The sequence below is a fragment of the Methylobacterium sp. Leaf361 genome (assembly GCF_001424445.1).
Taxonomy (GTDB): Bacteria; Pseudomonadota; Alphaproteobacteria; order Rhizobiales; family Beijerinckiaceae; genus Methylobacterium.
In genome coordinates, this window is sequence record NZ_LMPY01000023.1 from 319,712 (window position 1) to 345,015 (window position 25,304).

Here is a 25,304-nt window from a genome sequence, read left to right on the forward strand (position 1 = left end):
GGTCAGAGCTTGCCCATCACGTCGCCGCGGAACCCGTAGACGGTGCGCCCGCCGGAGAGCGGCACCAGCGCCACTTCCCGCGTCGATCCCGGCTCGAACCGCACGGCGGTGCCCGGCGCGATGTCGAGGCGCTTGCCCCGGGCCTGCTCCCGCGGGAACACGAGGCCCGGATTGACCTCGAAGAAGTGATAGTGCGAGCCGACCTGGATCGGCCGGTCCCCGACATTGGCGACCTCGACCACGGTCCGCTCGGCGCCGGGGTTGAACACGATCTCGCCGGGCAGCGTCGTCACCGCACCGGGGATGTCGGACGAGGCCGCGCCCCGGATCGGGTGATGCACGGTGACGAGCTTGGTGCCGTCCGGGAAGGTCGCCTCCACCTGGATGTCGTGGATCATCTCGGGCACGCCCTCCATGACCTGATCGGCGGTCAGCACGGTGGCGCCGGCCTGCATCAGGTCGGCCACGGTGCGGCCGTCCCGCGCGCCCTCGACCACAAAGTCGGTGATCAACGCCACCGATTCCGGATGGTTGAGCTTCACGCCGCGGGCGAGGCGGTTGCGCGCCACCTGCGCCGCCATGGCGATGAGCAACTTGTCCTTCTCACGGGGCGTCAGCAGCACGGGCAACCTCGTCGTCGCGGCGGCCGGAGCAAGGATCATGCGCGCGGCGCGGTCAAGGGCGGGCGTCGGCCGTTGCAGGACCCGGACCAGCGGCCGTCGCGGCCCGCCGGAACCACGGAGGCGTCACGGCGTCATGGCGATGAAGCCGGCGAACAGGTCGGGCAGGGGGGCGCCCTTCACGGCACCCGGCAGGTCGCGGGGGTGGATGAACTCGTCCCGGAACCAGGGATAGCGCTTCGGATCGAAGGAGGCCCGGAGCCAGTCGATCGTCCGCCGCACGCGGGTGATCCGCTCGGCGTCCGGGTGATAGGTCAGCCAGATGTCGACGCTGAAGCGGCCGAGATTGTCCACTGGGACGACCTGGGCGCCGATCGCGCTGGCATAGGTCGGGAGCAGGCCGATCCCGGCCCCCTTGGCGATCGCCCAGTAATAGGCGCTGCTGACGTTGATCTTCAGGGTGATCGGGACCTTCGCGGGGAAGCCCGGCACCGTGCGCACGTAATCCTCCAGGGCGACGGTCTGGCCGCCGTCCTGCACCACGATCCGGTGGCGCTCCAGGTCCTCGGGGCGCGCCGGGAGCCCGTAGGTCTCCTCGTAGCTCCGCGCGGCGTAGGGCACCATGTGGATCCGGCCGAGCTTGACGATGCGCAGGTCCGGGCTGGTCGGCCGCGTCAGCTGGATCGCGACGTCGGCCTCCAGCCGCAGGACGTCGGCGGATTCCATCGCGCAGCGGAGGTCGACGGTCAGGCGCGGGTTGGCGCGCTGGAACTCGACGAGCCGCGGCGCGAGCCAGAAGGCGCCCAGCCCCTCCGTCACGGCGATCCGCACCTCGCCGGTCTCCGCGAAGGGCGCGCCCTCGCCGGTGCGCACCAGGCTGAACGCCGCCGCCTCCATGCGGCCGGCGGCCTCGAGGATCGCGTGGCCCTCGGCGGTGAGGCGGATGCCGTCGACGTGGCGGGTCAGCAGCGGCGCGCCGATCAGCGCCTCGAGATCGTCGATCCGGCGCCGCACCGAGTTCACCGACAGGCCGAGCTTCGTCGCCGCCGAGCGGAAGCTGCCGGACCGCTGGAGCGCCAGGAAGACCCGGATGCTCTGCCAGTCGGGCATCGGGTCCCGGATCGCCTCCGCCTGTTCCATCGACGGAACACCCCTGTTTCAAATTTTGCACATACAGCCAGAGCGCTAGATGCGAAGTGCTTAACCGTCAATCCGTACCCGAATGACAGGTCATCCGATGACGGTGCACATTGCTCGCGCGCAGTTCGTGGCCAAGGACGCCGATCAACTCGGTACAGCGCTAGTCTCTCCCGAGCCGCGGCACGCGCTGAATGCGCTCGAGGTCGGCCGAATTGCCCGGCACCTCGTCATCTTCACGCCGACCCCGGACGATCTGGCGCGGCTGATCGCGGCGGCGCGCGCGGATCTGCCCGATCTCGCGCCCCTGCGCACCGTCCAGCGGGTGATGTCGCTCAATCCCGACAGCGTCCTGGCGATCGCCCAGCGCCACCGGTTCGACGCCGCGGATCCGCGGGGCGAGGGGTTCGTGGCCTGCCTGATGCTGAACGCCGACGGCCTGGCGGCGCTCAAGGCCGGGACGCTCGACGCGTCCGATCCGCCCGCCGCGATGCTGGCCGGCCAGCACGAACGTCCGGCCGGGATCTACGTCTGGGCCGTCTACGCGCGGCGGCGCCTCTCCGGCGGCGTCGGTCTCGTCTTCGACCGTCTGTCGAGCCCGACCTACCGGGGCGTCGACTTCTACGCCCGCGCGGCCACGCCCGAGGGCGCCGACCTCCTGACCACCCTCGGCTTCACGGCGCAGACCTCCGCCCGCGGTGCCCTGTACCATTTCGCCCGCGCGCCGAAGGCGGAGCCGGCGCCCCCGTACGACACCCACCGGTCCGGCGGGACCGGCATCAGCGTCGCGGTCGCGCGGAACATGGAGGACCTGTCCCGCGTGATCGCCCTGCGCGCCGCCGTCTACATGGCGGAGCAGGCCTGCCCGTACGAGGAGGAGTTCGACGGCAACGACCTCTCGGCGACGCACCTGATCAGCTACCTCGGCGACGAGCCGGCGGGCTGCCTGCGAATCCGGTTCTTCGCGGATTTCGCCAAGATCGAGCGCCTCGCGGTCCGGGCCGAGTTCCGCAACACGCGCCTGTCCTTCGCGCTGGTCCGCGCCGGGATCGAGCTGGCCCGGGTCAAGGGCTACCGGCGGCTCTACGGCCACGCCCAGAAGCGCCTCGTCGGCTTCTGGAGCCGCTTCGGCTTCCGCGTCTTCGAGGGCGCGCAGGAGCTGGTCTTCTCGGATTTCGACTACGTCGAGATGCTGATGGAGGCGGAGCCACACCCGCAGGCGATCGGCCTCGGCGCCGACCCCTACGTCATCATCCGGCCGGAGGGGCGCTGGCACCGGGCGGGCGCCCTCGACCGCTCGCGGAGCCGCGCCGTGACCCGCCCGTCCGTCGACCGGGCGGTGGCCGCGCGATGAACCGGCCGATCAACCCGGCGCTGTATCGCCGGCCGCGCAGCGTCCCCGCCCTGGTGCTGGTGGACATGCAGCAGGAATACGAGATCGCGGGCCGCCCGCTCGCCCTGGCGGGGATCGAGCCCGCGCTGTCCAACTGCCGGCGCGCCCTCGCGCATGCCCGCGCGAGCGGCATGCAGGTCGTCTACGTCCGCTGGATCGGCGCGCCGCTGTTCCAGGCGGGCAGCCGCTTCGTCCGCTGGATCGAGGGGTTCGAGCCGCACGGCTGCGACATGATCTTCGACCGGGACCGCCCGTCCTGCTACGCCAGCCCCGCCTTCGCGGACGCGATGGAGCGGGGATCGCCGCCGCTCGTCATCGCGGGCTTCGCCGGCGAGTCGTCCTGCCTCGCGACGGCGGTCGACGGCTTCCACCGCGGCCAGGACGTGACCTTCCTGTCCGACGCCTCCGCGAGCCACGACCTCGACGGGATCTCCGCCGACGAGATCCACCGGTCGGTGAGCGCGGTGATGCGGGTGTTCGGCGACGTCACCGACACGCAATCCTGGATCGCGGCCTCGGCGCCTTTCAGGCCCCTGCCCACAGCTTCGAGACCCACGCACGCCAATGACTGACCGAAGCCAGAATCACGGGATTCCGGAGGGGGTCCCGGCCGGCGACGATGTGGACCTGCGCCTCGGCCGGCACGCGATCGAGCTGCTGCAGGCGGCGCGCGAGGCCGGCGAGCCGACGCTGATCGCGCAGGCCGAGGCCATGGCGATGGCGGTCGGCTTCGTGCTGGCGAGCCGGCTGCCGGGCGGCGCGCCGGAGACCGCGTGATCAGTCGGCGCCGTCCTCGCCGCCGATGAGGCGCATCACGCGCAGGCGCGCGGTCCGCTCGTCCTGGGCGCGCCGGTCCGCGGCGAGCGCCCGCCAGAGCACGACGAGCTCATCCTCGAGAGGCGAATCGACGGTTTCGTCGGCATCGCGCGCGATATTGGCGTGATCGAAGGCGTCCATGTTCGAGGTTCCGCGCCTTGAGGTGCGGTCCGCTAACAGGACAAGATCGCGATCGTCCAGCCCGAAAGTTGAGCAGATCCTGTACAAGCCGACGGGATCGTCACGCGCGGCGCAATCCATCGCCGGCAAATCGAACACCGGATCGTAGATCGGCGAGGATGGGGAGGCTGACGGCGGTCGATCGACCGGGGCGATGATCCGGCTCGACCGAATTGCATCCGGAGCCGCTGTTTCGGCGCCCGCCGGGACATGAATTCAATAATTTATTGACGATAGTCGATGAATACGCGACCGGCCACGCAGCCCGTCGCCTCGAACAGTGTCCGCCCGGGACCGCGCACGCCGCGAGCCTCAGAAACATCTCGGACACCGAACTGTGACAATCCCGACCGGTATCGGCCAGGGCCCGGGCGCCGCACGGGTGCGTCCGATCGGACCGCGAGCACCTCAGGCCCGGGATCGCGTCAGCGCGGCGATGATGGATTCGACCACGACGATCTGCTCCTGCACGGCGACCAGCCGCGGCCCGGCATCCGCGCCGTCGCCCAGCACGAAGGTGCCCTTCTGCCGCCGCGCGTCGCGCAGCTTGCGCACCGACGCGACGATGATCTGCCGCTCCTCGATCAGCGCGTCGCGCAGTTCGTTCAGGCCGTCCAGTTCCAGGGTCGAGGCCATGCGGCGTCCCGGTCTCACATCCTCGGCGCGGCGTCGGCGGCCATCCCGCGCGGGCACGCCGGGCGCCTGTCGTCCGCGCGGAGCGTCCGGCGCCGCGGCGCGGCCCACTCTCGGCGGCGGTAGCACGCTTTCCGCTCACGGAACATTGCCGCGATCCGGGGAGCGCCGCGATGTCCGGCGCGGCCATTGTATGCTATTGAATGCAAAATTATCCCGGTCCGCGAAGCGGTCGGATCAACGGGCGGATAGCGGCGCATGCTGAGTGAGGACGTGCACGACCGCGACGGGTCTCGCGCGGACGAGACGGTCACGGACCGGAGCCACGGCGACGCGCGTCGCGCCGCGACCAAACCGGCGAAGAAGCGCTCGGGCGCGGCCGGCCTGATCCTCCTGCTGCTCGCCGTCGCGGGCGGCGGCGCCTACGGCTACACGCGCCTGAATCAGCCCGCGGTGAAGTCCCGGGCGGCGGCCCCGCTGCCGGTGCCCGTCACCCTCGGCACGGTCGAGCAGGGGCCGTTCGCCCTCGTGTCGAACGGCCTCGGCACCGTCCAAGCGTACAACACCGTCCAGGTGCGCACGCGCGTCGACGGCGAGATCCAGCAGGTCGCGTTCCGCGAGGGGCAGACCGTCCGCAAGGGCGACGTGCTCGTGCAGATCGACCCGCGGCCCTACCAGGCGGCGCTGGATCAGGCGAAGGCCAAGAAGGAGCAGGACACGGCCAACCTCGGCAACGCGAAGGCGGACCTCGTCCGCTACACCGGGCTGGGCGCCTTCGCCTCTCGGCAGCAGACCGAGACGCAGACGGCCCTGGTCGCCCAGCTCACCGCGCAGGTGGCGTCCGACCAGGCGGCCATCGACAACGCCACGACGCAGCTCGGCTACGCCACGATCCGCGCGCCCATCGACGGCGTCACGGGCTTCCGGCAGGTCGATATCGGCAACATCGTCAACGCGGCCGGCCAGACCCCGATCGTGACGATCACCCAGGTCGAGCCGATCTTCGTGGTGTTCACGGCCCCGGAGGATCAGCTGCCCGCCATCACCGCGGCCCTCAAAGCCGGTGACGTGCCGGTGGAGGCCTGGACGTCGGACGGGCTGACCAAGCTCGCCGACGGCAAGCTCGCCCTGTTCAACAACCAGGTCGACACCGCGACCGGCACGATCCGCCTCAAGGCCGTCTACGAGAACAGGAACCACGCGCTGTGGCCGGGCCTGTCGGTCTCCACCAAGATGCGGGTCGGCACGGTCGCGGTCGCCACGACCGTGCCGGACGACGCGATCCAGCACGGGCCCGACGGGCTGTTCGCCTTCGTGGTGGACGATGCCAGCCGGGCGCATCAGCGCGCGCTGAAGGCGGGCCGCTCGGATTCGGGGCGGACGCGCGTTCTCAGCGGCGACCTCCGGCCCGGCGAGCGGGTGATCGTCGCCGGCCAGTACAAGGTGCAGGACGGCAGCCTCGTGGCCGATCCGCACGCGGCCCACACCGCGCAGGCGGAGGCGGTCCAGTGACGCGCGCTGCACGCCTCACGGCGGGCGCGTCCCAGCGCGGGGCCCGGCCATGAAGGGCGGCATCTCGGCACCGTTCATCCGGTTCCCGGTGGCGACCACGCTGATCATGGTCGGCATCCTGTTCCTCGGGATCGTGGCCTACCCGCTGCTCGGCGTCGCGCCGCTGCCGCAGGTGGATTTCCCGACCATCCAGGTGACCGCGCAGCTCCCCGGGGCCAGCCCGGAGACGATGGCCTCGTCGGTGGCGCAGCCCCTCGAGCGGCAGTTCTCGCAGATTCCCGGCGTGTCGCAGATGACCTCGACGAGCTCCCTCGGGATCTCGACGGTCACGGTCCAGTTCGACCTCAACCGCAACATCGACGGCGCCGCGAGCGACATCCAGGCGGCAATCAACGCCGCCAGCGGCCAGCTCCCGAAGAACCTCCCGACCCCGCCGACCTACCGCAAGGTCAATCCGGCCGATTCGCCGATCCTGCTGCTCTCGGCCACCTCCGACAGCATGCCGCTGATCGACGTCGACGACGCGGTCGACGTCCAGCTCGCCCAGCGGATCAGCCAGATCTCGGGCGTCGCCCAGGTCTTCATCGGCGGCCAGCAGAAGCCCGCCGTGCGGATCCAGATCGACCCGGCCAAGCTCGTCGCCAAGGGCCTGTCGCTGGAGGACGTGCGCGCGCAGCTCACCCTCACGACGGTCAACAACCCGAAGGGCAGCATCGACGGCGGCAGCCACAGCTACACCATCTACGCCAACGACCAGCTCACCGCGGCGCACAACTGGAACGACGTCATCGTCGCGTATCGCGACGGCGCGCCGCTGCGCGTCCGCGACATCGGACAGGCGGTCGCCGGCCCCGAGGACACCAAGCAGGCCGGCTGGACCAACGGCAAGCGCGGCATCTTCCTGGTCGTGTTCAAGCAGCCCGGCGCCAACGTCATCGACACGGTCGACAGCATCAAGGCCCAGCTGCCCCGCCTAACCGCCACACTGCCGGCCGCCATCAAGGTCGGCATCCTGAGCGACCGCACGCAGACCATCCGCGCCTCGGTCGAGGACGTGCAGTTCACCCTGCTGCTGACGATCGCGCTGGTCGTCGGGGTGATCTTCGTCTTCCTGCGCAGCTTCTGGGCGACCGTGATCCCGAGCGTGACCGTGCCGCTCGCGCTGCTCGGCGCCTGCGCGCTGATGTGGATGGCGGGCTACACCCTCGACAACCTCTCGCTGATGGCGCTCACCATCTCGGTCGGCTTCGTGGTCGACGACGCCATCGTCGTGCTGGAGAACATCAGCCGCTACGTCGAGGAGGGGATGCGGCCCATGGAGGCCGCCTTCAAGGGCGCGGGCGAGATCGGCTTCACCATCGTGTCGATCTCGGTGTCGCTGATCGCCGTGCTGATCCCGCTCCTGCTGATGGGCGGCATCATCGGAAGGCTGTTCCGCGAGTTCGCCGTGGTGCTGTCGATGACCATCGCGGTCTCGGCCTTCGTGTCTCTGACGCTGACCCCGATGATGGCCTCGCGGCTGCTGAAGTCCCACGACGCCGAGCGCCACGGCCGCCTCTACCGCATGAGCGAGGCCGCCTTCGACTGGCTGCTGGCGGTCTACGCCGACGCCCTCGACGTCGCGCTGCGCTTCCGCCGCGTCACGCTGCTGGTCTTCTTCGCCACGCTGGCGCTGACCGGCTACCTGTTCGTCGCCATCCCGAAGGGCTTCTTCCCGCAGCAGGACACCGGTTTCATGATCGGCGTCACCGAGGCGTCGCAGGACATCTCCTTCTCGGCGATGAAGGCGCTGCAGGAGAAGGTCGGCGCGATCGTCCAGGCCGATCCCGCGGTCGCCACCGTCGGCATGTCGCTCGGCGGCAACGGCCAGGCGCTCAATTCCGGGCGCATGTACATCACGCTGAAGCCCCGCGACGAGCGCGACGTCAACGCCTTCCAGGTGATCGGCCGGTTGCGCCCCAAGCTGGAGCGCGTCGAGGGCATCCGGACCTTCATCCAGGCGACCCAGGACGTGCGCACCGGCGGCCGCACCTCGCGGACGCAGTTCGAGTACACCCTCCAGGACCCGGACCTCGCCGAGCTGAACACCTGGGCGCCGCGCATCCTCGACAAGATGAAGACGCTGCCGGGGCTGCGCGACGTCGCCACCGACCAGCAGACCCGCGGCACGACGCTGACGCTGTCGATCGATCGCGACGCCGCCTCGCGCTACGGCATCACGCCCCAGCTCATCGACGACACGCTCTACGACGCGTTCGGCCAGCGCCAGATCGCGCAGTACTTCACGCAGCTCAACAGCTACCACGTCGTCCTGGAGGTGCTGCCGGCGCTGCAGGGCAGCGTCGAGAGCCTCGACAAGATCTACATCAAGGCGCCGATCGGCGGCGGGCAGGTGCCGCTCGCGGCCTTCGCCCGCTGGACGACGGTTCCGGTGGCGCCGCTGGCCGTGAACCACCAGGGGCAGTTCCCGGCGGTGACGATCAGCTTCAACCTCGCCCCCGACGTCGCCCTCGGGCAGGCCACGGAGGCGATCGGCCGGGCGATGCGGGAGCTGCAGGTCCCGCCGACTGTGGTGAGCGGCTTCCAGGGCACCGCCCAGGCCTTCCAGCAATCGCTCTCGACGGTGCCGCTACTGATCCTGGCGGCCCTGTTCGTGGTCTACCTGATCCTCGGCATCCTCTACGAGAGCTTCATCCACCCGATCACCATCCTGTCGACGCTGCCCTCGGCCGGCGTCGGCGCCCTGGCGGTGCTGATGTGGGCGGGGTTCGACTTCAGCCTGATCGCGCTGATCGGCATCATCCTCCTCATCGGCATCGTGAAGAAGAACGGCATCATGCTGGTCGACTTCGCCATCGTCGCCGAGCGGGAGGAGGGTCTCTCGCCCGAGGTCGCGATCCGGAAGGCCGCGCTGCTGCGCTTCCGGCCGATCCTCATGACCACGATGGCGGCCCTGCTCGGCGGCATCCCGCTGATGGTCGCCACCGGGACCGGCTCGGAGATCCGGCAACCCTTGGGCTACGCCATGGTGGGCGGCCTCGCGGTCAGCCAGGTGCTGACTTTGTTCACCACGCCGGTGATCTACATCTACCTCGACCGGCTGGCGCACCGCTTCTCGTTCCGCGACAAGCCGCAGGCGGTGGACGCGACGCTCGATGACCCCGAGCCGGTGGAGGAGGTCCGCGGCCCGCCGGCGTTGCGCGCGGCGGAGTGAGGCCGACCGCCCTCTTTGCGAGCGGAGCGAAGCGATCCAGGGCAGCGCGCCGTCGGCGAGCGTGGCGCATCTGGATCGCTTCGCTCCGCGCGCAGAGACGCTGAGCGTCGCGGAAGAGGCGTCCCGAAGCCGATGGCCGGGCAGCCCTGTCACCGCGGCCCGCTTGGCGGGGCTTCTCGCCGTTCCAGTTCATGCGGCACCGGCCCTCTGAGACCGCGGGAAGCCGAAGGATGCGGATGAGCCAGAACCTGCCGCTGCGAGGGCTGACCGTGCTCGCCCTGGAGCAGGCCGTCGCCGCGCCCTACTGCACCTCGCGGCTCGCCGATGCCGGGGCCCGGGTCATCAAGATCGAGCGGCCGGAGGGGGATTTCGCCCGCGGCTACGACGCGGCGGTCAACGGGCTGGCGAGCTACTTCGTCTGGCTCAACCGCGGCAAGGAGAGCCTCGTCGCCGACATCAAGGATCCGGCCGACGCCCGCCTCCTGCACGCGATCCTCGCCCAGGCCGACGTGTTCGTGCAGAACCTCGCCCCCGGCGCGGCGGCCCGGGCGGGCTTCGGCTCGGCGGAGCTGCGCGCGCGCTACCCCCGGTTGATCACCGTCGACATCTCCGGCTACGGCGCCGGCAACGCCTACAGCGACATGAAGGCCTACGACCTGCTGGTCCAGGCTGAGAGCGGGCTCGCCGGGATCACCGGCCACCCGGCGGGGCCCGGCCGCGTCGGCGTCTCCGTCTGCGACGTCGCCTGCGGGATGGACGCCCACGCCGCGGTCCTCGAGGCGCTGATCGCCCGCGGGATCACCGGGCAGGGCTGCGCCCTGGAGGTCAGCCTGTTCAGTGGCGCCGCCGACTGGATGAACGTCCCGCTGCTCTACTTCGAGGGGACCGGCAAGGCGCCCCAGCGGGTCGGCCTCGCGCACCCGTCGATCTGCCCCTACGGCGCCTTCCCCACGGCCGACGGCAGCCTCGTGCTGATCTCGATCCAGAACGAGCGCGAGTGGGCGAATTTCTGCGCCGGCGTGCTCGGGGAGCCGGAGCTCGCCCGGGCCGAGGGCTTCGCATCGAACAACGCCCGTGTGGCCAACCGCGCCGCGGTCGACCTGCGCATCGGCGCCGCGCTGGTGCGGCTGACCCGCGACGCGGCCGCCGCCCGGCTGAAGGCGGCGGGCACCGCCTACGGTTTCGTCAACACGCTGGCGGACCTCGCCACGCACCCCGCGCTGATCCGCGCGGAGGTCCGGACGCCTTCGGGGCCGGCCCGGATCGTGGCGCCGCCGGTGCTGATCGACGGCGCGGTCCGCGCCCTCGGGCCGGTCCCGGCCATCGACGAGCACGGGGCGCGGATCCGCGAGGAATTCGCGCCCCGGGCTCGAGGACAGTGATCTGACAGCGCATCGGAATGGGCGGGAGGAGACGATGAGACTGGACGGCAAGATCGCGCTCGTGACGGGGGCCGGCAGCGGCTTCGGGGCCGGGATCGCCCAGCGCTTCGCCGCGGAGGGCGCCAGGGTGGCCTGCGTCGACATCGACGGCGCGGCGGCCGGGCGCGTCGCGGCGGCGCTCGGCGAGAACGCCATCGCGATCGCCGCCGATGTCGGTCTGGCCGCCGACGTCGCCGCCAGCGTCGCCGAGACGCGGCAGCGCTTCGGCGTGCCGAGCATTCTCGTCAACAACGCCGGCACCACTCACCGCAACAAGCCGCTGATGGAGGTGACGGAGGACGATTTCGACCGGGTCTTCCGGGTCAACGTGAAGTCGATCTTCCACTACGTCCGGGAAGTCGCCCCGCTGATGCGCGACGCGGGCGGCGGCGCGATCCTCAACGTCAGCTCGACGGCGGCGCTGCGGCCGCGCCCGGGTCTGACGTGGTACAACGCCTCCAAGGGTGCGGCGAGCCTCGCCTCGAAATCGCTGGCCCTGGAATTGGCGCCCTGGAAGATCCGGGTGAACGCCCTCTGCCCGGTCATGGGCGCCACGGGGCTCCTCGAGCACTTCATGGGCGTCCTCGACACGCCCGAGAACCGCGACCGCTTCATCGCCACGATCCCGCTCGGGCGCCTGTCGGAGGCGAGCGACATCGCCGCCGCCGCCCTGTTCCTCGCCTCCGACGAGGCGGCGTTCATCACCGGCGTCGATCTCCCCGTCGACGGCGGCCGCACGGCCTGAGGAGCCCCCGATGGAAGCCTATACCGAGATCCGCGAGGCGGTCGCCAAGCTCTGCGCCGGCTTCCCGGGACCGTACTGGCGGGCCCTCGACCGGGAGATGGCCTACCCGACCGAATTCGTGAACGCACTGACCGAGAGCGGCTACCTGTCGGTGCTGATTCCCGAGGCGTACGGCGGCTCCGGCCTGCCGCTCTCGGCGGCCGCCGCGATCCTCGAGGAGGTGCAGCGGGCGGGCTGCAACGGCGGCGCCTGCCACGCGCAGATGTACACGATGGGCACGCTGCTCCGGCACGGCTCGGAGGCGCAGAAGGCCGAGTACCTGCCGGGCATCGCGGAGGGTCGCCTGCGGCTCCAGGCCTTCGGCGTGACCGAGCCGACCTCCGGCACCGATACCGGCAGCCTGAAGACGACGGCCCGCCTGGAGGGCGACCACTACGTCGTCAACGGCCAGAAGATCTGGACCAGCCGCGCCGAGCACTCGGACCTGATGCTGCTCCTCGCCCGCACCACGCCGCGGGCCGAGGGCATGAAGCGCACCGACGGGCTGTCGGTGCTGCTCGTCGACATGCGCGCGGCGAAGGGCAACGGCCTGACGATCCGGCCGATCCGCACGATGATGAACCACGCCACCACGGAGGTGTTCTTCGACAATCTCCGCGTTCCGGCGCAGAACCTCATCGGCGAAGAGGGCAGGGGCTTCCGCTACATCCTGTCCGGCATGAACGCGGAGCGGATCCTGATCGCCGCCGAGTGTGTCGGCGACGCCAAGTGGTTCATCGACAGGGCCCGGGCCTATGCCGGCGAGCGGACCGTCTTCGGCCGGCCGATCGGTGCCAACCAGGGCGTGCAGTTCCCCATCGCCAAAGCCTACGCGAACATGCGCGCGGCCGAGCTCATGGTCCGCGAGGCGCTGACCCTCTACGAGGGCGGGGCCAATCCCGGGGCCGAGGCCAACATGGCCAAGATGCTCGCCGCCGACGCGTCCTTCGAGGCCGCCAACGCCTGCATTCAGACCCATGGCGGCTTCGGATTCGCCGAGGAGTACGACGTGGAGCGCAAGTTCCGCGAGACGCGCCTCTATCAGGTCGCGCCGATCTCCACGAACCTGATCCTCGCCTACCTGTCCGAGCACGTCCTCGGCCTGCCGCGCTCGTACTGACATGACCGATCTCAGCGCCTGGATCGGCCGGACCCGGGCGGCGTCCGACCTCGTCACCCCGCGCCTCCTCGCCGAGTTCCGCGCGACCTTCGCGCCGCACCTGGCGCCGGTCGCCGACGGGATCGCGCCGCCGGCCCTGCACTGGTGCCTCGCGCCCGAGACGCCGCCGGCCGACTCCCTCGGGCCCGACGGCCACGCCGCCAAGGGCGGCTTCCTGCCCCCGGTGCCGCTGCCGCGGCGGATGTGGGCGGGGGGCGAGATCGAGACGCTCTCGGACCTGCGCGCGGGGGACACGGTCACGCGCACCGAGACCGTGCGGGACGTCGCCTTCAAGAGCGGGCGGAGCGGGAGCCTGTGCTTCGTCACCGTCGACCACACGGTCTCGACAGAACGGGGCGTCGCGATCCGCGAGCGGCAGGATATCGTCTACCGCGAGGCGGCGGGTGCACAGACGGGAACCGGCGCTGCGCCCGAGCGCGACGGTTCCGAATCCTACGCGGTGATCTGGGAGGTGCCGGCGACCCCGACGCTGCTGTTCCGCTACTCGGCGATGACCTTCAACGGCCACCGCTTCCACTACGACCAGCCCTACGCGACGCGGGTGGAAGGCTACGCCGACCTCGTCGTGCACGGCCCGATGCAGGCGACGCTGCTGATGAACCTCGCCGCGACGCTCCTCGGACGCGTGCCGCGGACGTTCACGTATCGCGGCGTCGCGCCGATGACGGCGAACCAGGTGTTTCGAGTCTGCGGGCGGGTCGCCGGGACGGCGTTCGAGGGCGTGACCCTCGGCGCGGGGGGCCATGTCTGCATGCGGGCCCGGGCCGACGGGTGAGCGGCCGCGGACGCTCTGTCCGCATCCGAGACCAGGCCGGAATCGGCACCGCCGTCGCGCCGCGCGCGGGCAAAAGCGGCGCAGCGGCCCGCGGACGCGTCCGCGGGCCGGCCCCGGGCGGGATCAGGCCAGCTTCAGGCCGACGTTGACGTTGCCGCGGGTCGCGTTGGAGTACGGGCAGACCTGATGGGCGGCGTCGACGAGCTTCTGCGCGTCGGCGCGGTCCAGGCCCGGAAGACTGATGGTCAGGTCGGCGGTGATGCCGAAGCCGCCCTCAGAGCGCGGGCCGATGCCGACGTCGGCGGTGACGGTGGTCTCGGCCGGGACCTTCAGCTGCAGCGACGGCGCGACGGCCTTCATGGCGCCGAGGAAGCAGGCCGAGTAGCCGGACGCGAAGAGCTGCTCCGGGTTCGCGCCCGGACCGCCCGCGCCGCCGAGTTCCTTCGGGGTCGAGAGCTTGACCTCGAAGCTGCCGTCGGCAGTCCGGGCGGCGCCGTCGCGGCCGCCGGTGGCCGTGGCGGTGGTACGGTACTTCACGTCTACGGGCATGGGACTCTCCGGTTTGGGGATGCCGCCGGCATGTAGGCGCCGACTCGCCTCCGCACAGCCCATTTAGATTGCGCGCAATCTAATTTCAAGGATCGATCAGCGCGAAGCGGTCGACATCGACGAGCCCACGATCGGTGATCTTCAGGTGGGGGATCACCGGCAGGGGCAGGAAGGCCACCTGCAGGAAGGGTTCGGGAAGGACGACCTCCAGGCTTCGCGCCGCGTCGCGCAAGGTTACGAGCGACCGGCGGATGGCGTCGAACGGCATGAGACTCATGAGCCCGGCGACCGGCAGCGCGATCTCGGCCAGCACCCGGCCGCCCTCGACCACCACGAAGCCGCCCTCGATCGCGCCGAGCCGGTTCACCGCCACGGCCATGTCGGCGTCGTCCGCCCCGACCACCGTGATGTTGTGGCTGTCGTGCCCGACCGACGAGGCGATGGCGCCGCGCTTGAGGCCGAACCCCTTCACGAACGCGACCCCGACGCCGCGCGCGCCCGGCTGTGTCCGGCCGTGGCGCTCGACCACCGCGACCTTGATGACGTCCTGGTCGAGGTCGATCCGGCGCTCGCCGCCGGAATAGGGCAGGGTCAGGTCGTGCCGCAGGGTGATGATCTTGCCGGGCACGACGCCGATCACCGGCGTCGACGGCCCGGAGCCCGGAGCGTCGAAGTCGGCGGCCGTCACGTGCCGCGCCCGCACGCTCCGGCGGCCGATCGGCTCGATCGACGCGCGCGCGTCGAAGAGCGCCGCGCCCACCGGCCGGCCCGCGCTGAGGACTTGCGACACGGCACAGGCGGCGAGATCGTCGAGCACCACGAGGTCGGCGCGCTGGCCGGGCGCGACGAGGCCCCGGTCGTGCAGCCCGAAGGCGCGGGCCGCCGACCAGGAGGCCGCCCGATAGGCGGCCAGCGGCGGCACGCCGAGGGCGATGGCCGTGCTGATGACGAAGTCGAGGTGCCCCTCCTCGGCGATGTCGAGGGGATTCCGGTCGTCGGTGCAGAAGGCCAGGAACGGCGCCGTCCGCTCGGTCAGGATCGGCGCGAGGGCGTGCAGGTCCTTGCACACCGAGCCCTCGCGGATCAGCACGGTCATGCCCTTCGACAGCTTCTCGCGGGCCTCCTCGGGCGATGTCGCCTCGTGCTCGGTGCGGATGCCCGCCGCGATGTAGCCGTTGAGCGCGAGGCCGCGCAGGAGCGGCGCGTGCCCGTCGATGTGCCGCCCCTGGAAGGCCGCGAGCTTGTCCAGCACGCCCGCATCGCCCGCCAGCACGCCCGGGAAGTTCATGAACTCGGCGAGGCCGATCACCTTCGGGTGCGTCGCGAAGGGAAGGAGATCCTGTGCCTCGATCCGGGCGCCCGAGGTCTCCAGGTGGTCGGTGGCCGGCACGCAGGACGAGAGCTGCACCCGCAGATCCATCGCCAGCGTCTCGGAGGATCTGAGGAACCACGTGAAGGCGTCGGTGCCGAGCACGTTGGCCATCTCGTGCGGGTCGCAGATCCCGGTGGTGACGCCGTGCGGCAGGACGCACCGCTCGTATTCCTGCGGCGGCATCAGCGACGACTCGACGTGGAAATGCGTGTCGATGAAGCCCGGCACCACGACCTTGCCGGACACGTCGATCTCCCGGGTGCCGCGATACTGCCCGAAGGTCCCGACGATCCGGTCGCCGCAGATCGCGATGTCGGAGGCGACGAGGTCGCCGGTGACGAGGTCGAGGAAGCGGCCGCCCTTCAGGACCAGATCGGCGTCGGCCCGGCCCTGACCCTGCGCGATCGCGCGCCGGAGAAAATCCACCTGTGTCATCGCGATCCGCCCCTCCCGCCTGCCATCCGCCAGAAGCATGCCACGGGTGCCGGCCTCCCGGCGACGCTTGCGGATGCGCGGGCGCGGGCGCAGAAGCCCTTCACCTTTGAACCAGTCGAAGCTCTCGATGCCTGCCTATCGCTCACGCACCACCACCCACGGCCGCAACATGGCCGGCGCCCGCGGCCTCTGGCGCGCCACCGGCATGAAGGATTCGGATTTCGGCAAGCCGATCATCGCGGTGGTGAACTCCTTCACGCAGTTCGTGCCGGGCCACGTCCACCTCAAGGACCTCGGCCAGCTCGTCGCCCGGGAGATCGAGGCGGCCGGCGGTGTCGCCAAGGAGTTCAACACCATCGCGGTCGATGACGGGATCGCGATGGGCCACGATGGGATGCTGTACTCGCTGCCGTCCCGCGAGCTGATCGCCGATTCCGTCGAGTACATGGTCAACGCGCACTGCGCCGACGCGATGGTGTGCATCTCGAACTGCGACAAGATCACCCCCGGCATGCTGATGGCGACGCTGCGCCTCAACATCCCGACCGTCTTCGTTTCGGGCGGCCCGATGGAGGCCGGCAAGGTGCAGCTGCCGGGCATCGCCAGGAAGGTCGACCTCGTCGACGCGATGATCGCGGCGGCCGACGACCGGATCTCCGACGAGGACGTCGCCGTCATCGAGCGCTCCGCCTGCCCGACCTGCGGCTCCTGCTCGGGCATGTTCACGGCGAACTCGATGAACTGCCTCACCGAGGCGCTGGGTCTGGCGCTGCCGGGCAACGGCTCGGTGCTCGCCACCCACGCCGACCGCAAGCGCCTCTTCGTCGAGGCCGGCCACCTGATCGTCGATCTGGCCCGCCGCCACTACGAGCAGGACGACGCCAGCGTGCTGCCGCGCGCGGTCGCGAGCTTCCAGGCGTTCGAGAACGCCATGACCCTCGACATCGCGATGGGCGGCTCGACCAACACGGTGCTGCACCTGCTGGCCGCCGCCCACGAAGGCGAGGTGCCCTTCACAATGGCCGACATCGACCGGCTGTCCCGGCGGGTGCCGGTGCTGTGCAAGGTCGCGCCGGCGGTGGCCAACGTCCACATGGAGGACGTCCACCGGGCGGGCGGCATCATGGGGATCCTGGGCGAGCTCGACCGGGCCGGCCTGATCGACACCGGCGTCGGCAACGTCTCGGCCGGGACGCTCGGCGGGGCGCTCGCCCGCTGGGACGTGCGCGGCGAACCGGCCGCCTCGGTCCAGACCTTCTACCGCGCGGCCCCGGGCGGCGTGCCGACCCAGGTGGCGTTCAGCCAGGAATCGCGCTTCGACGCGCTCGACCTCGACCGGGAGGGCGGCGTCATCCGCGACGCGGCGCACGCCTACTCGCAGGATGGCGGCCTCGCCGTGCTCTACGGCAATCTCGCCGAGCAGGGCTGCATCGTGAAGACCGCGGGCGTCGACACCTCGATCCTGACCTTCACGGGCACCGCCCGCGTGTTCGAGAGCCAGGACGCGGCCGTCGACGGCATCCTCAACGGCAAGGTCACGGCCGGCGAGGTGGTGCTGATCCGTTACGAGGGCCCCCGCGGCGGCCCCGGCATGCAGGAGATGCTGTACCCGACGAGCTACCTCAAATCGAAGGGTCTGGGTAAGGCCTGCGCGCTCGTCACCGACGGGCGGTTCTCCGGCGGGTCGTCGGGCCTGTCCATCGGGCACGTCTCCCCCGAGGCGGCCGAGGGCGGCCTCATCGGCCTCGTGCGCGACGGCGACCGGATCGCCATCGACATCCCGAACCGGCGCATCCACCTCGATGTCGAGACGGCGGAGCTCGACCAGCGGCGGGCCGCCCAGGAGGCCGCGGGCTGGCAGCCGGCGAAGCCGCGCAAGCGGAAGGTGAGCGCGGCCCTGCGCGCCTACGCCATGCTCACGACGAGCGCGGCGCACGGCGCGGTGCGCCGGGTCTGATCAGCGGAGCTCGAGGACCAGGGCGGCGATGGCGGCCAACAGGGCCGCCGCCGCCACCGCGGCGCCGATGAGGCGCGCGCGGACGGACCGGGTCGTGTTCGCGGGCGCACCGTTCACCGACAGGGCAGGGGCGGATGGGGCATCCGGGATGCGCCCCAGCGCCCGGAGCATCAACGGCTCGATCGCCGCGTATCCGGCCGGGCTCAGGTGGAGCCCGTCCGTCCCGTAATCCGGCCGGAGCCCGCCGGACTCGGACACCAGCACGGCGTGGTAATCGATGAACGTCGCGCCGTGCTCGTGGGCGTGGTCCCGGAGCCACGCGTTGACCGCCGCGATCATGGCGGGGGCGTCTCGCACCTCCGGGTTCCACGGGATGCCGTCCACCGGCGTGAGCGAGCCGATCCAGGCCTTCACGCCCAGGGCGCGGGCCTCGTCGAGCATGCCGGCGAGCGTGCGGCAGATCTCCTCGACCGGGACGAAGACACCCTCGTTGCGGCCGATATCGTTGACGCCGCACAGGAGATGCACGCCCCGGGCGCCGGTCTCCGCGAGGTCGCGGGCGAACCGCATGGTGATCCAGCGCGCCGTCTGCCCGGAGCCGCCACGGGGGATGAGGTCGTAGGCCTGGAAAGTGCCGGCCCGGTGGAAGCCCCAGAGCTCCGTGATCGAGTCGCCCACGAAGACGATCGGTTCGGCCATGGCTCAGGCGGCCGTCGCCGCCCCGACCGTCTCGACCACCTCCGCCTGGAGACGGTCGGCCATCACTTGGCGCCCCTCCGAAGTCACGTGGACGATGTCGGTGAACAGGGCACGGGTGTCGGCCTCGAACAGCCGGCTCAGGTTCCGCGCCGCGAAGGCCCGGTCGGCCGTGTCCAGCCGCCCGAGGACACTCTCGAAGCGCTCGTACTGGCGGTCGAGATAGGCGAGGAACGCGCCGGACGCGGCGCCGGCCTCCGCGCCCGCGGGCGTCCCCTTGCGGACGACCGTCGGTTGCAGGAGGAACCGGACCGGCGCGCCGATCCCGGGCGCGAGCCGCGCGAGGCGCCTGAGCGCCAGCTCGAACTGCCGCACCCCCTCCCATTCCCAGATGTCGGACTGCCAGTTCGTGAGCGCGCGCAGGTTCTCGAGGCGATTGAAGATCATCGCCTGCAAGCCGTCATACGACAGGTCTTCCGCGTCCTCGGCGGATTTCCTCGGGTCGAAGAAGTAGTCGTAGAGGCTCTCGTTCGCGAAGTGATTGTAGGGAACGCCGGCCCGCGGATCGAAGCTCCACGGCTGGAAGATGTCGGTCGCGCCGCCGACGACCAGGATGACGTCGGGCTGCAGGTCCATCAGCCGCGTCGTGATCAGGGCGATCATCTGGTTGAGACAGGCCGAGACCGCGCCGAAATTGTAGACCCGCGCGCCGGGTCCGTGCGCCTGTTTCAGCCCGGTCTCCAGCCGTCCGGGCACGGTGTCGGCGAAGACCTGGCCGTCGATCAGCGTGCTGTCGCCGACGACGAAGACCCGCAGCGTCTCGGAGGGCGGCCGCGCGTCCGCGTGCGCGTCGTTGCGATACCCGAGGGCGTCGTAGCGCCAGCCCTGACCGGACGCCTCGGTCAGCGGCTTCCCGGCGAACTGCGCGTAGGGCGCGGGAAACCGGCTGTTCGCGTCGAAATTCTGGAAGCTCTGCAGGAACTTCCGCCGTCGCGCGTCCGCGCTGTCGTCGGGCGGCCGGTGGGCCATGGTCCGTCTCCTCGCCGGGCGGATGCCCGGTGGCTGTGCGATGGTCGGTGAGCCGGGCGGCGCGACGGCGGGCCCGGTCAGCTCCGCAGCGTCGCGTGGTTCTCCAGGAACCAGCCGTAGGTCTGGCGCAGGCCGTCCTCGAGGGCGATCTCCGGCCGCCAGCCCATCGCCCGCAGCCGCGACACGTCCATCAGCTTGCGCGGCGTGCCGTCCGGCTTGGTCGCGTCGAACGCGAGCTCGCCCGCGTAGCCGATCACCCGCGCGAGCGCCTCGGCTAGCTGACGGATGGTGCAGTCCTCACCCGTCCCGACGTTGATGTGCGACAGGTCGGGGCGCGTGTTCGCGGCGTAGACCGCGTCGTCCATCTCCATCACGTAGACGCTGGCCCGCGCCATGTCGTCGACGTGCAGGAACTCGCGCATCGCCCGGCCGGTGCCCCAGACCGTGACCTTCGCCAGACCCTCCCGCTTCGCCTCGTGGAAGCGGCGCATCAGCGCCGGCAGCACGTGGGCGTTCTCGGGATGGAAGTTGTCGTTCGGGCCGTAGAGGTTCGTCGGCATCACGCTGCGATAGCGGCGCCCATACTGGCGGTTGTAGCTCTCGCACATCTTGATCCCCGCGATCTTGGCGATCGCGTAGGGCTCGTTGGTCGGCTCGAGCAGCCCGGTCAGCAGGGCGTCCTCGCGCATCGGCTGGGGCGCGAGCTTCGGGTAGATGCAGGACGAGCCCAGGAACAGCAGCCGGTCGACGCCGTGCGTGTGCGCGGCGTCGATCAGGTTCGACTGGATCAGCAGGTTCTCGTGGATGAACTCGGCCGGGTAGGTGTTGTTGGCGTGGATGCCGCCGACGCGCGCGGCGGCGAGGTAGACCTGGTCGATGCGGTTCTCGGCGAAGAAGCGCCGGACCGCGGCCTGATCGAGGAGGTCGAGGGTCCGGCGGTCGGCCGTGAGGATCCGCTCGTGACCGAGCTCACGCAGGCGACGCACGATCGCCGAGCCCACCATGCCGCGATGGCCCGCCACGAAAATGGTCTGACCTCGACCGTCCATCACGCGTCCGTTCCCTGCCGAAAGCTCGGATTTCCAAGCCCCTATAGCCCCTTTGCGGCGCGATATCGCCGCGCAAACACGCGTTTTCTGAGGCGGGCCACGGGGCGCCCGCCGGCCTCCGCGAACCGCGTCATTGTACGGGAAACGACGAAACCAAATACAACTGAAAGTTAGCGTTAATCATTCTACCAGAAGCTGCATCTCGTTCCTGCTTGCCGACCAACGGGTTGCAGGGCCGGATCGGAATCGCTCCCCGGCCGCGCAGCAATGGAGTTCCAGATGCGTCCCTTGACCGTCGTCCCGGTTACGCCGCGGACTGCGATGATCGCTGTCCTCCGTCCGGGCGCCGCCCGCGCGATCCCGATCGCGGCCGGGCTGCTGCTCTGCACGGCCCTGGCGACGCCCGCCCAGGCGCAGCTCCTGCGCGGCGCCTTGGATACAACCTCGAATGGCATCCTCGGCACCGGGCTCACGATCGGCACGAGCAGCCCCGGCAGCGGCGTGCTCGGAACCGGCCTCAATGTCGGGACGACCAATGGCGGGCTTCTCGGCACGGGCGTCACGGTCGGCACCACCAATCCCGGGACCGGCGTCCTCGGGACCGGCGTCAATGTCGGGAGCACGACCGGCGGCAGCGTGCTCGGCACCGGCGTGACGGTCGGAACCACCGCTCCCGGGACCGGCGTCCTCGGGACGGGGCTCAACGTCGGGACCACCAGCGGGGGTGTGCTCGGGACCGGCGTGCTCGTCGGCACGACCGGTCCGGGAGACGGGCTGCTCGGCACCGGTCTGACCCTGGGAACCGCGGGAGCGACCGGAACGGGCGGCTGCAGCACCTGCGGCGGCACCGGCGGGGGTGGGACCGGCGGAGGCGGAACCGGTGGTGGTGGTACCGGTGGCGGGTCCAATCAGGGCATCTACATCATCACCGGCAACGTGACGCAGTCCCAGGGGCAGACCGTCATCAACGAGCTGAGGCTCTCGCAGCTCACGAGCGTCACGGGCGTCGCCGCCAACAACACCAGCAACCAGGCCGCGCCGATCGCCGTCGGCAGCGACGCGCTGGCGGTGGGCTACGGTTCGAGCGCGGCCGGGACGGCCTCGACCGCGGTCGGCACGGGCGCCAGCGCCGCCAACACCGGCAGCGTCGCCCTCGGCTACGCGGCCAGCGCGCAGGGCCTCGGCGGAACGGCGATCGGCACGGCCTCCGCGGCGTCCGGAGCCGGCAGCACCGCCCTGGGCTTCGTCGCCGGCGCGACCGGGACCGGCTCGACCGCCGTCGGCGCGGCCGCCTCGGCGGCCGGCAACAACAGCGTCGCGCTCGGCAACGGGGCGGCCGCCAACCAGGCCAACACGATCGCGATCGGCGCGAACGTGAAGACGACCCAGGCCAACCAGGTCGCGATCGGCAATTCCGCGAACACCTACAGGCTCGCCGGTATCGCCTCGCAGGCGAGCGCCGCCGCCCAGAGCGGAGCGACGGCCTTCGTGACCACGGACGCGAACGGTAACCTCGCGGCCTCGGCCTACGGACCGTCGACGATCGCCGGCCTCGGCAACCGGATCGATTCGGTGCAGGCGCAGGTCAACAACCTGGAAGCCAAGACCGACTCGGTCCAGCGCTACGCCATCCAGACCCGCAAGGAGGCCCGGCAGGGTGTCGCCATGGCCATCGCGATGGCGACCGCGCCGATGCCGTCGGCGCCGGGCAAGACGACCTGGGCCACCAACGGGGCGACCTACCGGGGCGAGTGGGCGGGCGGCCTCGCTGTGGCGCACCGGTTGCCGACCTGCTGCGTCCCGATCGCGGTGACCGCCGGCGTGGCCTACGGCGGCGACAACGCCGTCGGTGTCCGCGCCGGCCTCGCGGGTGAGTTCTGACGCGACCATCGCCGCCAGGGACGCGCACGATTTCGTCCTTGCGCGGCGGGAAAGGACCGCGATAGTGTCAAGCAATGCTGACACTCGCGGTCGACCATCGGGTTGCGCAAGAGATCGATCGGCGCCCGCACGCCGTCGTGGTCGGCTCGGGCTTCGGCGGTCTCGCCGCGGCGGTTCGGCTTGGCGCGCGCGGCTATCGCGTCACCGTCTTGGAGCGCCTCGCGCAGCCCGGGGGACGAGCCCGCGTCCACAGGCAGGACGGCTTCACCTTCGACGCCGGTCCGACCATCGTCACCGCGCCCCAGCTCTTCGAGGAGTTGTGGCAGCTCGCCGGCCGCAGGCTCGCCGACGACGTGACGCTGGTGCCGATGGATCCGTTCTACCGGATCCGCTTCGCCGACGGCACGTCCTTCGCCTACAGCGGCGACGTGGACCGGATGCGCGCCGAGGTGGCCCGCTTCGCGCCGGACGACGTCGCGGGGTACGAGCGCTTCATGGCGCACAGCCGCGCCGTCTGCCGGATCGGGTTCGAGCAGCTCGGACACGTGCCGTTCGGCAGCGTCGGCGCGATGCTCAAGATCGCGCCCGACCTGCTGCGCCTCTCGGGACACCGCTCGGTGCACGACGTGGTGGCGCGCTTCATCCGCGACGAGCGGCTGCGCACGGTCTTCAGCTTCCATCCGCTCCTGATCGGCGGCAACCCGTTCCGGGCCAGCGCCATCTACTGCCTGATCGCCGACCTCGAGCGGCGCTGGGGCGTTCACTTCGCGATGGGCGGTACGGGGCAGCTGGTCGACGGGCTGGTGCGGCTGATCCGGTCGCAGGGCGGCCGCCTGCGCCTCGGCGTCGAGGTCGCGCGCATCCGGGTCGAGGCGGGGGCGGCCACCGGCGTCGACCTGACCAGCGGCGAGACGATCGCGGCCGACGTCGTGGTGTCCAACGCCGATTCGGCCGTGACGCACGCGCGCCTGCTTCCGGAGGCGCAGCGCTGGAGCCCGGGGCGGTTCCAGCGAGCCCGCTCGTCGATGGGACTGTTCGTCTGGTACTTCGGCACCAAGCGGCGCTACCCGGCGGTGGATCACCACACGATCCTGCTCGGGCCCCGATATCGCGGCCTGCTCGCCGACATCTTCGACCGCAAGGTGCTGGCCGAGGACGCGAGCCTCTACCTGCACCGTCCGACCGCCACCGATCCGAGCCTCGCCCCACCGGGATGCGACGCCTTCTACGTGCTGGCCCCGGTGCCGAACCTCGCCGGCGGCCAGGATTGGCAGACCCTCGCCGAACCGTACCGGCGCCGGATCGCCGCCCTGCTCGAGGCGAGCGTGATGCCCGGCCTGTCGGAGGCCATCGTGACCTCGAAGGTGACGACGCCTCTGGATTTCCAAGACGATTTCCTGAGCTACCGGGGCTCCGGATTCGGCCTGGAGCCGGTGCTGACGCAATCGGCCTGGTTCCGTCCGCACAACCGGTCGAGCGCAGTCCGCAACCTCTACCTCGTGGGGGCCGGCACGCATCCGGGGGCCGGCCTCCCCGGGGTGCTGTCCTCCGCCCGCATCCTCGACAGCGTGGTCCCCGATGCCCGCGTTACCGCCTGAATTCGCCGCCGCGGCCGACCGTACCGCCTGCCGGATGGCGATCCGGGCCGGCTCGAAGAGCTTCTTCGCGGCCGGCCAGCTGCTGCCGGCCGACATGCGCGAGGCGGCTTACGGCCTCTACGCCTTCTGCCGGCTGTCCGACGATCTCGTCGACGATGCGGCGAGCCCGGCCGACCGGCGCGGCGCCGTGGCGCGTCTCGAGACCCGGATCGGCCAGGCCTATGCGGGCCGTCCCGCCGACGCCCCGGCGGACCGCGCCTTCGCGGAGATCGTCGCGGCCCACGCGATCCCGGAAGCGCTGCCGCGCGCGCTGATCGAGGGCTTCGCCTGGGACGCCGAGGGCCGGCGCTACGGCGATCTCGGGGCGCTCCACGCCTACGCTGCCCGGGTCGCGGGCTCGGTCGGGGCGATGATGGCCCTGATCATGGGGACCCGCTGTCCCAACGCGCTGGCCCGCGCCTGCGATCTCGGCGCCGCGATGCAGCTCACCAACATCGCGCGCGACGTCGGCGAGGACGCGCGGATGGGCCGCCTCTACCTGCCGCTGGACTGGATGCGGGAGGCGGGGCTCGATCCGGACGCGTTCCTCGCCGATCCGCGGCCGAGCCCGGCCCTGGCCGGCGTGGTGGCCCGCCTCCTCGCCGAGGCGGACAGCCTCTACGCGCGCGCCGAGGCGGGCATCGCGGTGCTGCCACGCGGCTGCCGGCCCTCGATCCGGGCGGCGGAGCTGATCTACGCCGAGATCGGCCGGGTCGTCGCGGCGCAGGGCTACGATTCGGTCCGCCACCGCGCCCGGGTCACGACGGCGCGGAAGCTCGCCCTGATCGTCCGCGCGATCCGAACGCCCGCGGACGCGGCCGGCCTCGGCGCGGCCCCGCTTCCCGAGACGGCGTTCCTGATCGAGGCCGTGGCGGCCGAGCCGGTCCTGCCGATGCGCGCGCGCCCGGCGCTGCGGCCCTGGTGGGACGTCGGCGGCCGGGTCGTGCACGTCCTCGATCTGATCGAGCGGATGCGTGAGCGCGAGGCGTTCGGCCGCTCCGCACCGTCCTGATCGACGCGGCGGAGGCTCATCG

At 71.2% G+C, this 25,304-nt stretch carries 22 protein-coding genes; 13 read left to right on the forward strand and 9 right to left on the reverse strand.

The genetic code is table 11. From position 1 onward, the window contains the following. Positions 1–2 precede the first annotated feature (2 nt). Both ASG32_RS17400 and ASG32_RS17405 read right to left on the reverse strand, forming a co-directional pair. A complete protein-coding gene (locus tag ASG32_RS17400) occupies positions 3–623 on the reverse strand; it encodes an urease subunit gamma (protein WP_056528547.1) in 621 nt (206 codons plus the stop codon). Positions 624–746: 123 nt separating this feature from the next. Then, the gene (locus tag ASG32_RS17405) at positions 747–1,760 is read right to left on the reverse strand and encodes a LysR family transcriptional regulator (RefSeq protein WP_056528549.1); all 1,014 of its coding nucleotides are present in this window, start codon (positions 1,758–1,760) and stop codon (positions 747–749) included. Between the two features lie 97 nt (positions 1,761–1,857). On the opposite strand from ASG32_RS17405, the gene ASG32_RS35825 reads away from it, so the two are divergent. The 3 genes from ASG32_RS35825 to ASG32_RS17420 are packed head-to-tail and all read left to right on the forward strand — an operon-like array spanning position 1,858 to position 3,927. Continuing rightward, a complete protein-coding gene (locus ASG32_RS35825; RefSeq protein WP_082557924.1) occupies positions 1,858–3,111 on the forward strand; it encodes a GNAT family N-acetyltransferase in 1,254 nt (417 codons plus the stop codon). Then, the gene (locus ASG32_RS17415) at positions 3,108–3,722 is read left to right on the forward strand and encodes a cysteine hydrolase (RefSeq protein ID WP_020091947.1); all 615 of its coding nucleotides are present in this window, start codon (positions 3,108–3,110) and stop codon (positions 3,720–3,722) included. Before ASG32_RS35825 ends, ASG32_RS17415 begins: the two co-directional genes overlap by 4 nt. Further along, complete coding sequence (locus ASG32_RS17420) at positions 3,715–3,927, forward strand: hypothetical protein (RefSeq protein ID WP_026604754.1); 213 nt, start codon at positions 3,715–3,717, stop codon at positions 3,925–3,927. Before ASG32_RS17415 ends, ASG32_RS17420 begins: the two co-directional genes overlap by 8 nt. Here the strand turns inward: ASG32_RS17420 and ASG32_RS17425 are convergent, their stop codons facing one another. Both ASG32_RS17425 and ASG32_RS17430 read right to left on the reverse strand, forming a co-directional pair. Then, the gene (locus tag ASG32_RS17425) at positions 3,928–4,107 is read right to left on the reverse strand and encodes a hypothetical protein (protein WP_056528551.1); all 180 of its coding nucleotides are present in this window, start codon (positions 4,105–4,107) and stop codon (positions 3,928–3,930) included. Positions 4,108–4,554: 447 nt separating this feature from the next. Continuing rightward, positions 4,555–4,782: a hypothetical protein gene (locus ASG32_RS17430; protein ID WP_056528555.1), complete on the reverse strand. Its 228-nt coding sequence runs from the start codon at positions 4,780–4,782 to the stop codon at positions 4,555–4,557. Between the two features lie 255 nt (positions 4,783–5,037). Here ASG32_RS17430 and ASG32_RS17435 point away from each other — a divergent pair, with 255 nt between their 5' ends. The 6 genes from ASG32_RS17435 (at position 5,038) to ASG32_RS17460 (ending at position 13,665) form a co-directional block, all read left to right on the forward strand. Beyond that, positions 5,038–6,291, forward strand: coding sequence for an efflux RND transporter periplasmic adaptor subunit (locus ASG32_RS17435; RefSeq protein ID WP_056528557.1), 1,254 nt, complete (start codon positions 5,038–5,040; stop codon positions 6,289–6,291). Positions 6,292–6,340: 49 nt separating this feature from the next. Further along, the gene (locus tag ASG32_RS17440) at positions 6,341–9,505 is read left to right on the forward strand and encodes an efflux RND transporter permease subunit (protein ID WP_056528568.1); all 3,165 of its coding nucleotides are present in this window, start codon (positions 6,341–6,343) and stop codon (positions 9,503–9,505) included. 236 nt (positions 9,506–9,741) lie between these two features. Further along, positions 9,742–10,887, forward strand: coding sequence for a CaiB/BaiF CoA-transferase family protein (locus ASG32_RS17445; protein ID WP_056528570.1), 1,146 nt, complete (start codon positions 9,742–9,744; stop codon positions 10,885–10,887). Positions 10,888–10,921: 34 nt separating this feature from the next. After that, entirely contained in the window at positions 10,922–11,671 is a 750-nt protein-coding gene (locus ASG32_RS17450) for an SDR family oxidoreductase (protein WP_056528572.1), read from the forward strand. Between the two features lie 10 nt (positions 11,672–11,681). Next, positions 11,682–12,830, forward strand: a complete 1,149-nt coding sequence (locus ASG32_RS17455) for an acyl-CoA dehydrogenase family protein (RefSeq protein WP_056528575.1) — start codon at positions 11,682–11,684, stop codon at positions 12,828–12,830. A 1-nt stretch (position 12,831) separates the two neighbouring features. Beyond that, entirely contained in the window at positions 12,832–13,665 is an 834-nt protein-coding gene (locus ASG32_RS17460; protein WP_056528577.1) for a MaoC family dehydratase N-terminal domain-containing protein, read from the forward strand. Positions 13,666–13,788: 123 nt separating this feature from the next. Here the strand turns inward: ASG32_RS17460 and ASG32_RS17465 are convergent, their stop codons facing one another. Together ASG32_RS17465 and ade are read right to left on the reverse strand one after the other, a co-directional pair. After that, on the reverse strand, positions 13,789–14,214 hold the full coding sequence (locus tag ASG32_RS17465) for an organic hydroperoxide resistance protein (RefSeq protein ID WP_020091957.1): 426 nt from the start codon (positions 14,212–14,214) through the stop codon (positions 13,789–13,791). An 85-nt stretch (positions 14,215–14,299) separates the two neighbouring features. Next, a complete protein-coding gene (gene ade, locus ASG32_RS17470; protein ID WP_056528580.1) occupies positions 14,300–16,021 on the reverse strand; it encodes an adenine deaminase in 1,722 nt (573 codons plus the stop codon). 127 nt (positions 16,022–16,148) lie between these two features. On the opposite strand from ade, the gene ilvD reads away from it, so the two are divergent. Further along, positions 16,149–17,978, forward strand: coding sequence for a dihydroxy-acid dehydratase (gene ilvD, locus ASG32_RS17475; protein WP_056529283.1), 1,830 nt, complete (start codon positions 16,149–16,151; stop codon positions 17,976–17,978). Here the strand turns inward: ilvD and ASG32_RS17480 are convergent, their stop codons facing one another. From ASG32_RS17480 to ASG32_RS17490, 3 genes are all read right to left on the reverse strand, one after another. Further along, on the reverse strand, positions 17,979–18,677 hold the full coding sequence (locus ASG32_RS17480; RefSeq protein WP_056528583.1) for a GDSL-type esterase/lipase family protein: 699 nt from the start codon (positions 18,675–18,677) through the stop codon (positions 17,979–17,981). It abuts the gene before it with no gap. 3 nt (positions 18,678–18,680) lie between these two features. Beyond that, entirely contained in the window at positions 18,681–19,703 is a 1,023-nt protein-coding gene (locus ASG32_RS17485; protein ID WP_056528586.1) for a lipase, read from the reverse strand. A gap of 77 nt (positions 19,704–19,780) precedes the next feature. Further along, positions 19,781–20,752: a GDP-L-fucose synthase gene (locus ASG32_RS17490; RefSeq protein WP_020091962.1), complete on the reverse strand. Its 972-nt coding sequence runs from the start codon at positions 20,750–20,752 to the stop codon at positions 19,781–19,783. Between the two features lie 321 nt (positions 20,753–21,073). Here ASG32_RS17490 and ASG32_RS17495 point away from each other — a divergent pair, with 321 nt between their 5' ends. From ASG32_RS17495 to ASG32_RS17505, 3 genes are all read left to right on the forward strand, one after another. Beyond that, positions 21,074–22,633, forward strand: a complete 1,560-nt coding sequence (locus tag ASG32_RS17495) for a hypothetical protein (RefSeq protein WP_244492016.1) — start codon at positions 21,074–21,076, stop codon at positions 22,631–22,633. A 74-nt stretch (positions 22,634–22,707) separates the two neighbouring features. Next, the gene (locus ASG32_RS17500; RefSeq protein WP_020091964.1) at positions 22,708–24,231 is read left to right on the forward strand and encodes a phytoene desaturase; all 1,524 of its coding nucleotides are present in this window, start codon (positions 22,708–22,710) and stop codon (positions 24,229–24,231) included. After that, a complete protein-coding gene (locus tag ASG32_RS17505) occupies positions 24,212–25,282 on the forward strand; it encodes a phytoene/squalene synthase family protein (protein WP_056528593.1) in 1,071 nt (356 codons plus the stop codon). Before ASG32_RS17500 ends, ASG32_RS17505 begins: the two co-directional genes overlap by 20 nt. The last annotated feature ends 22 nt before the right edge of the window (positions 25,283–25,304 follow it).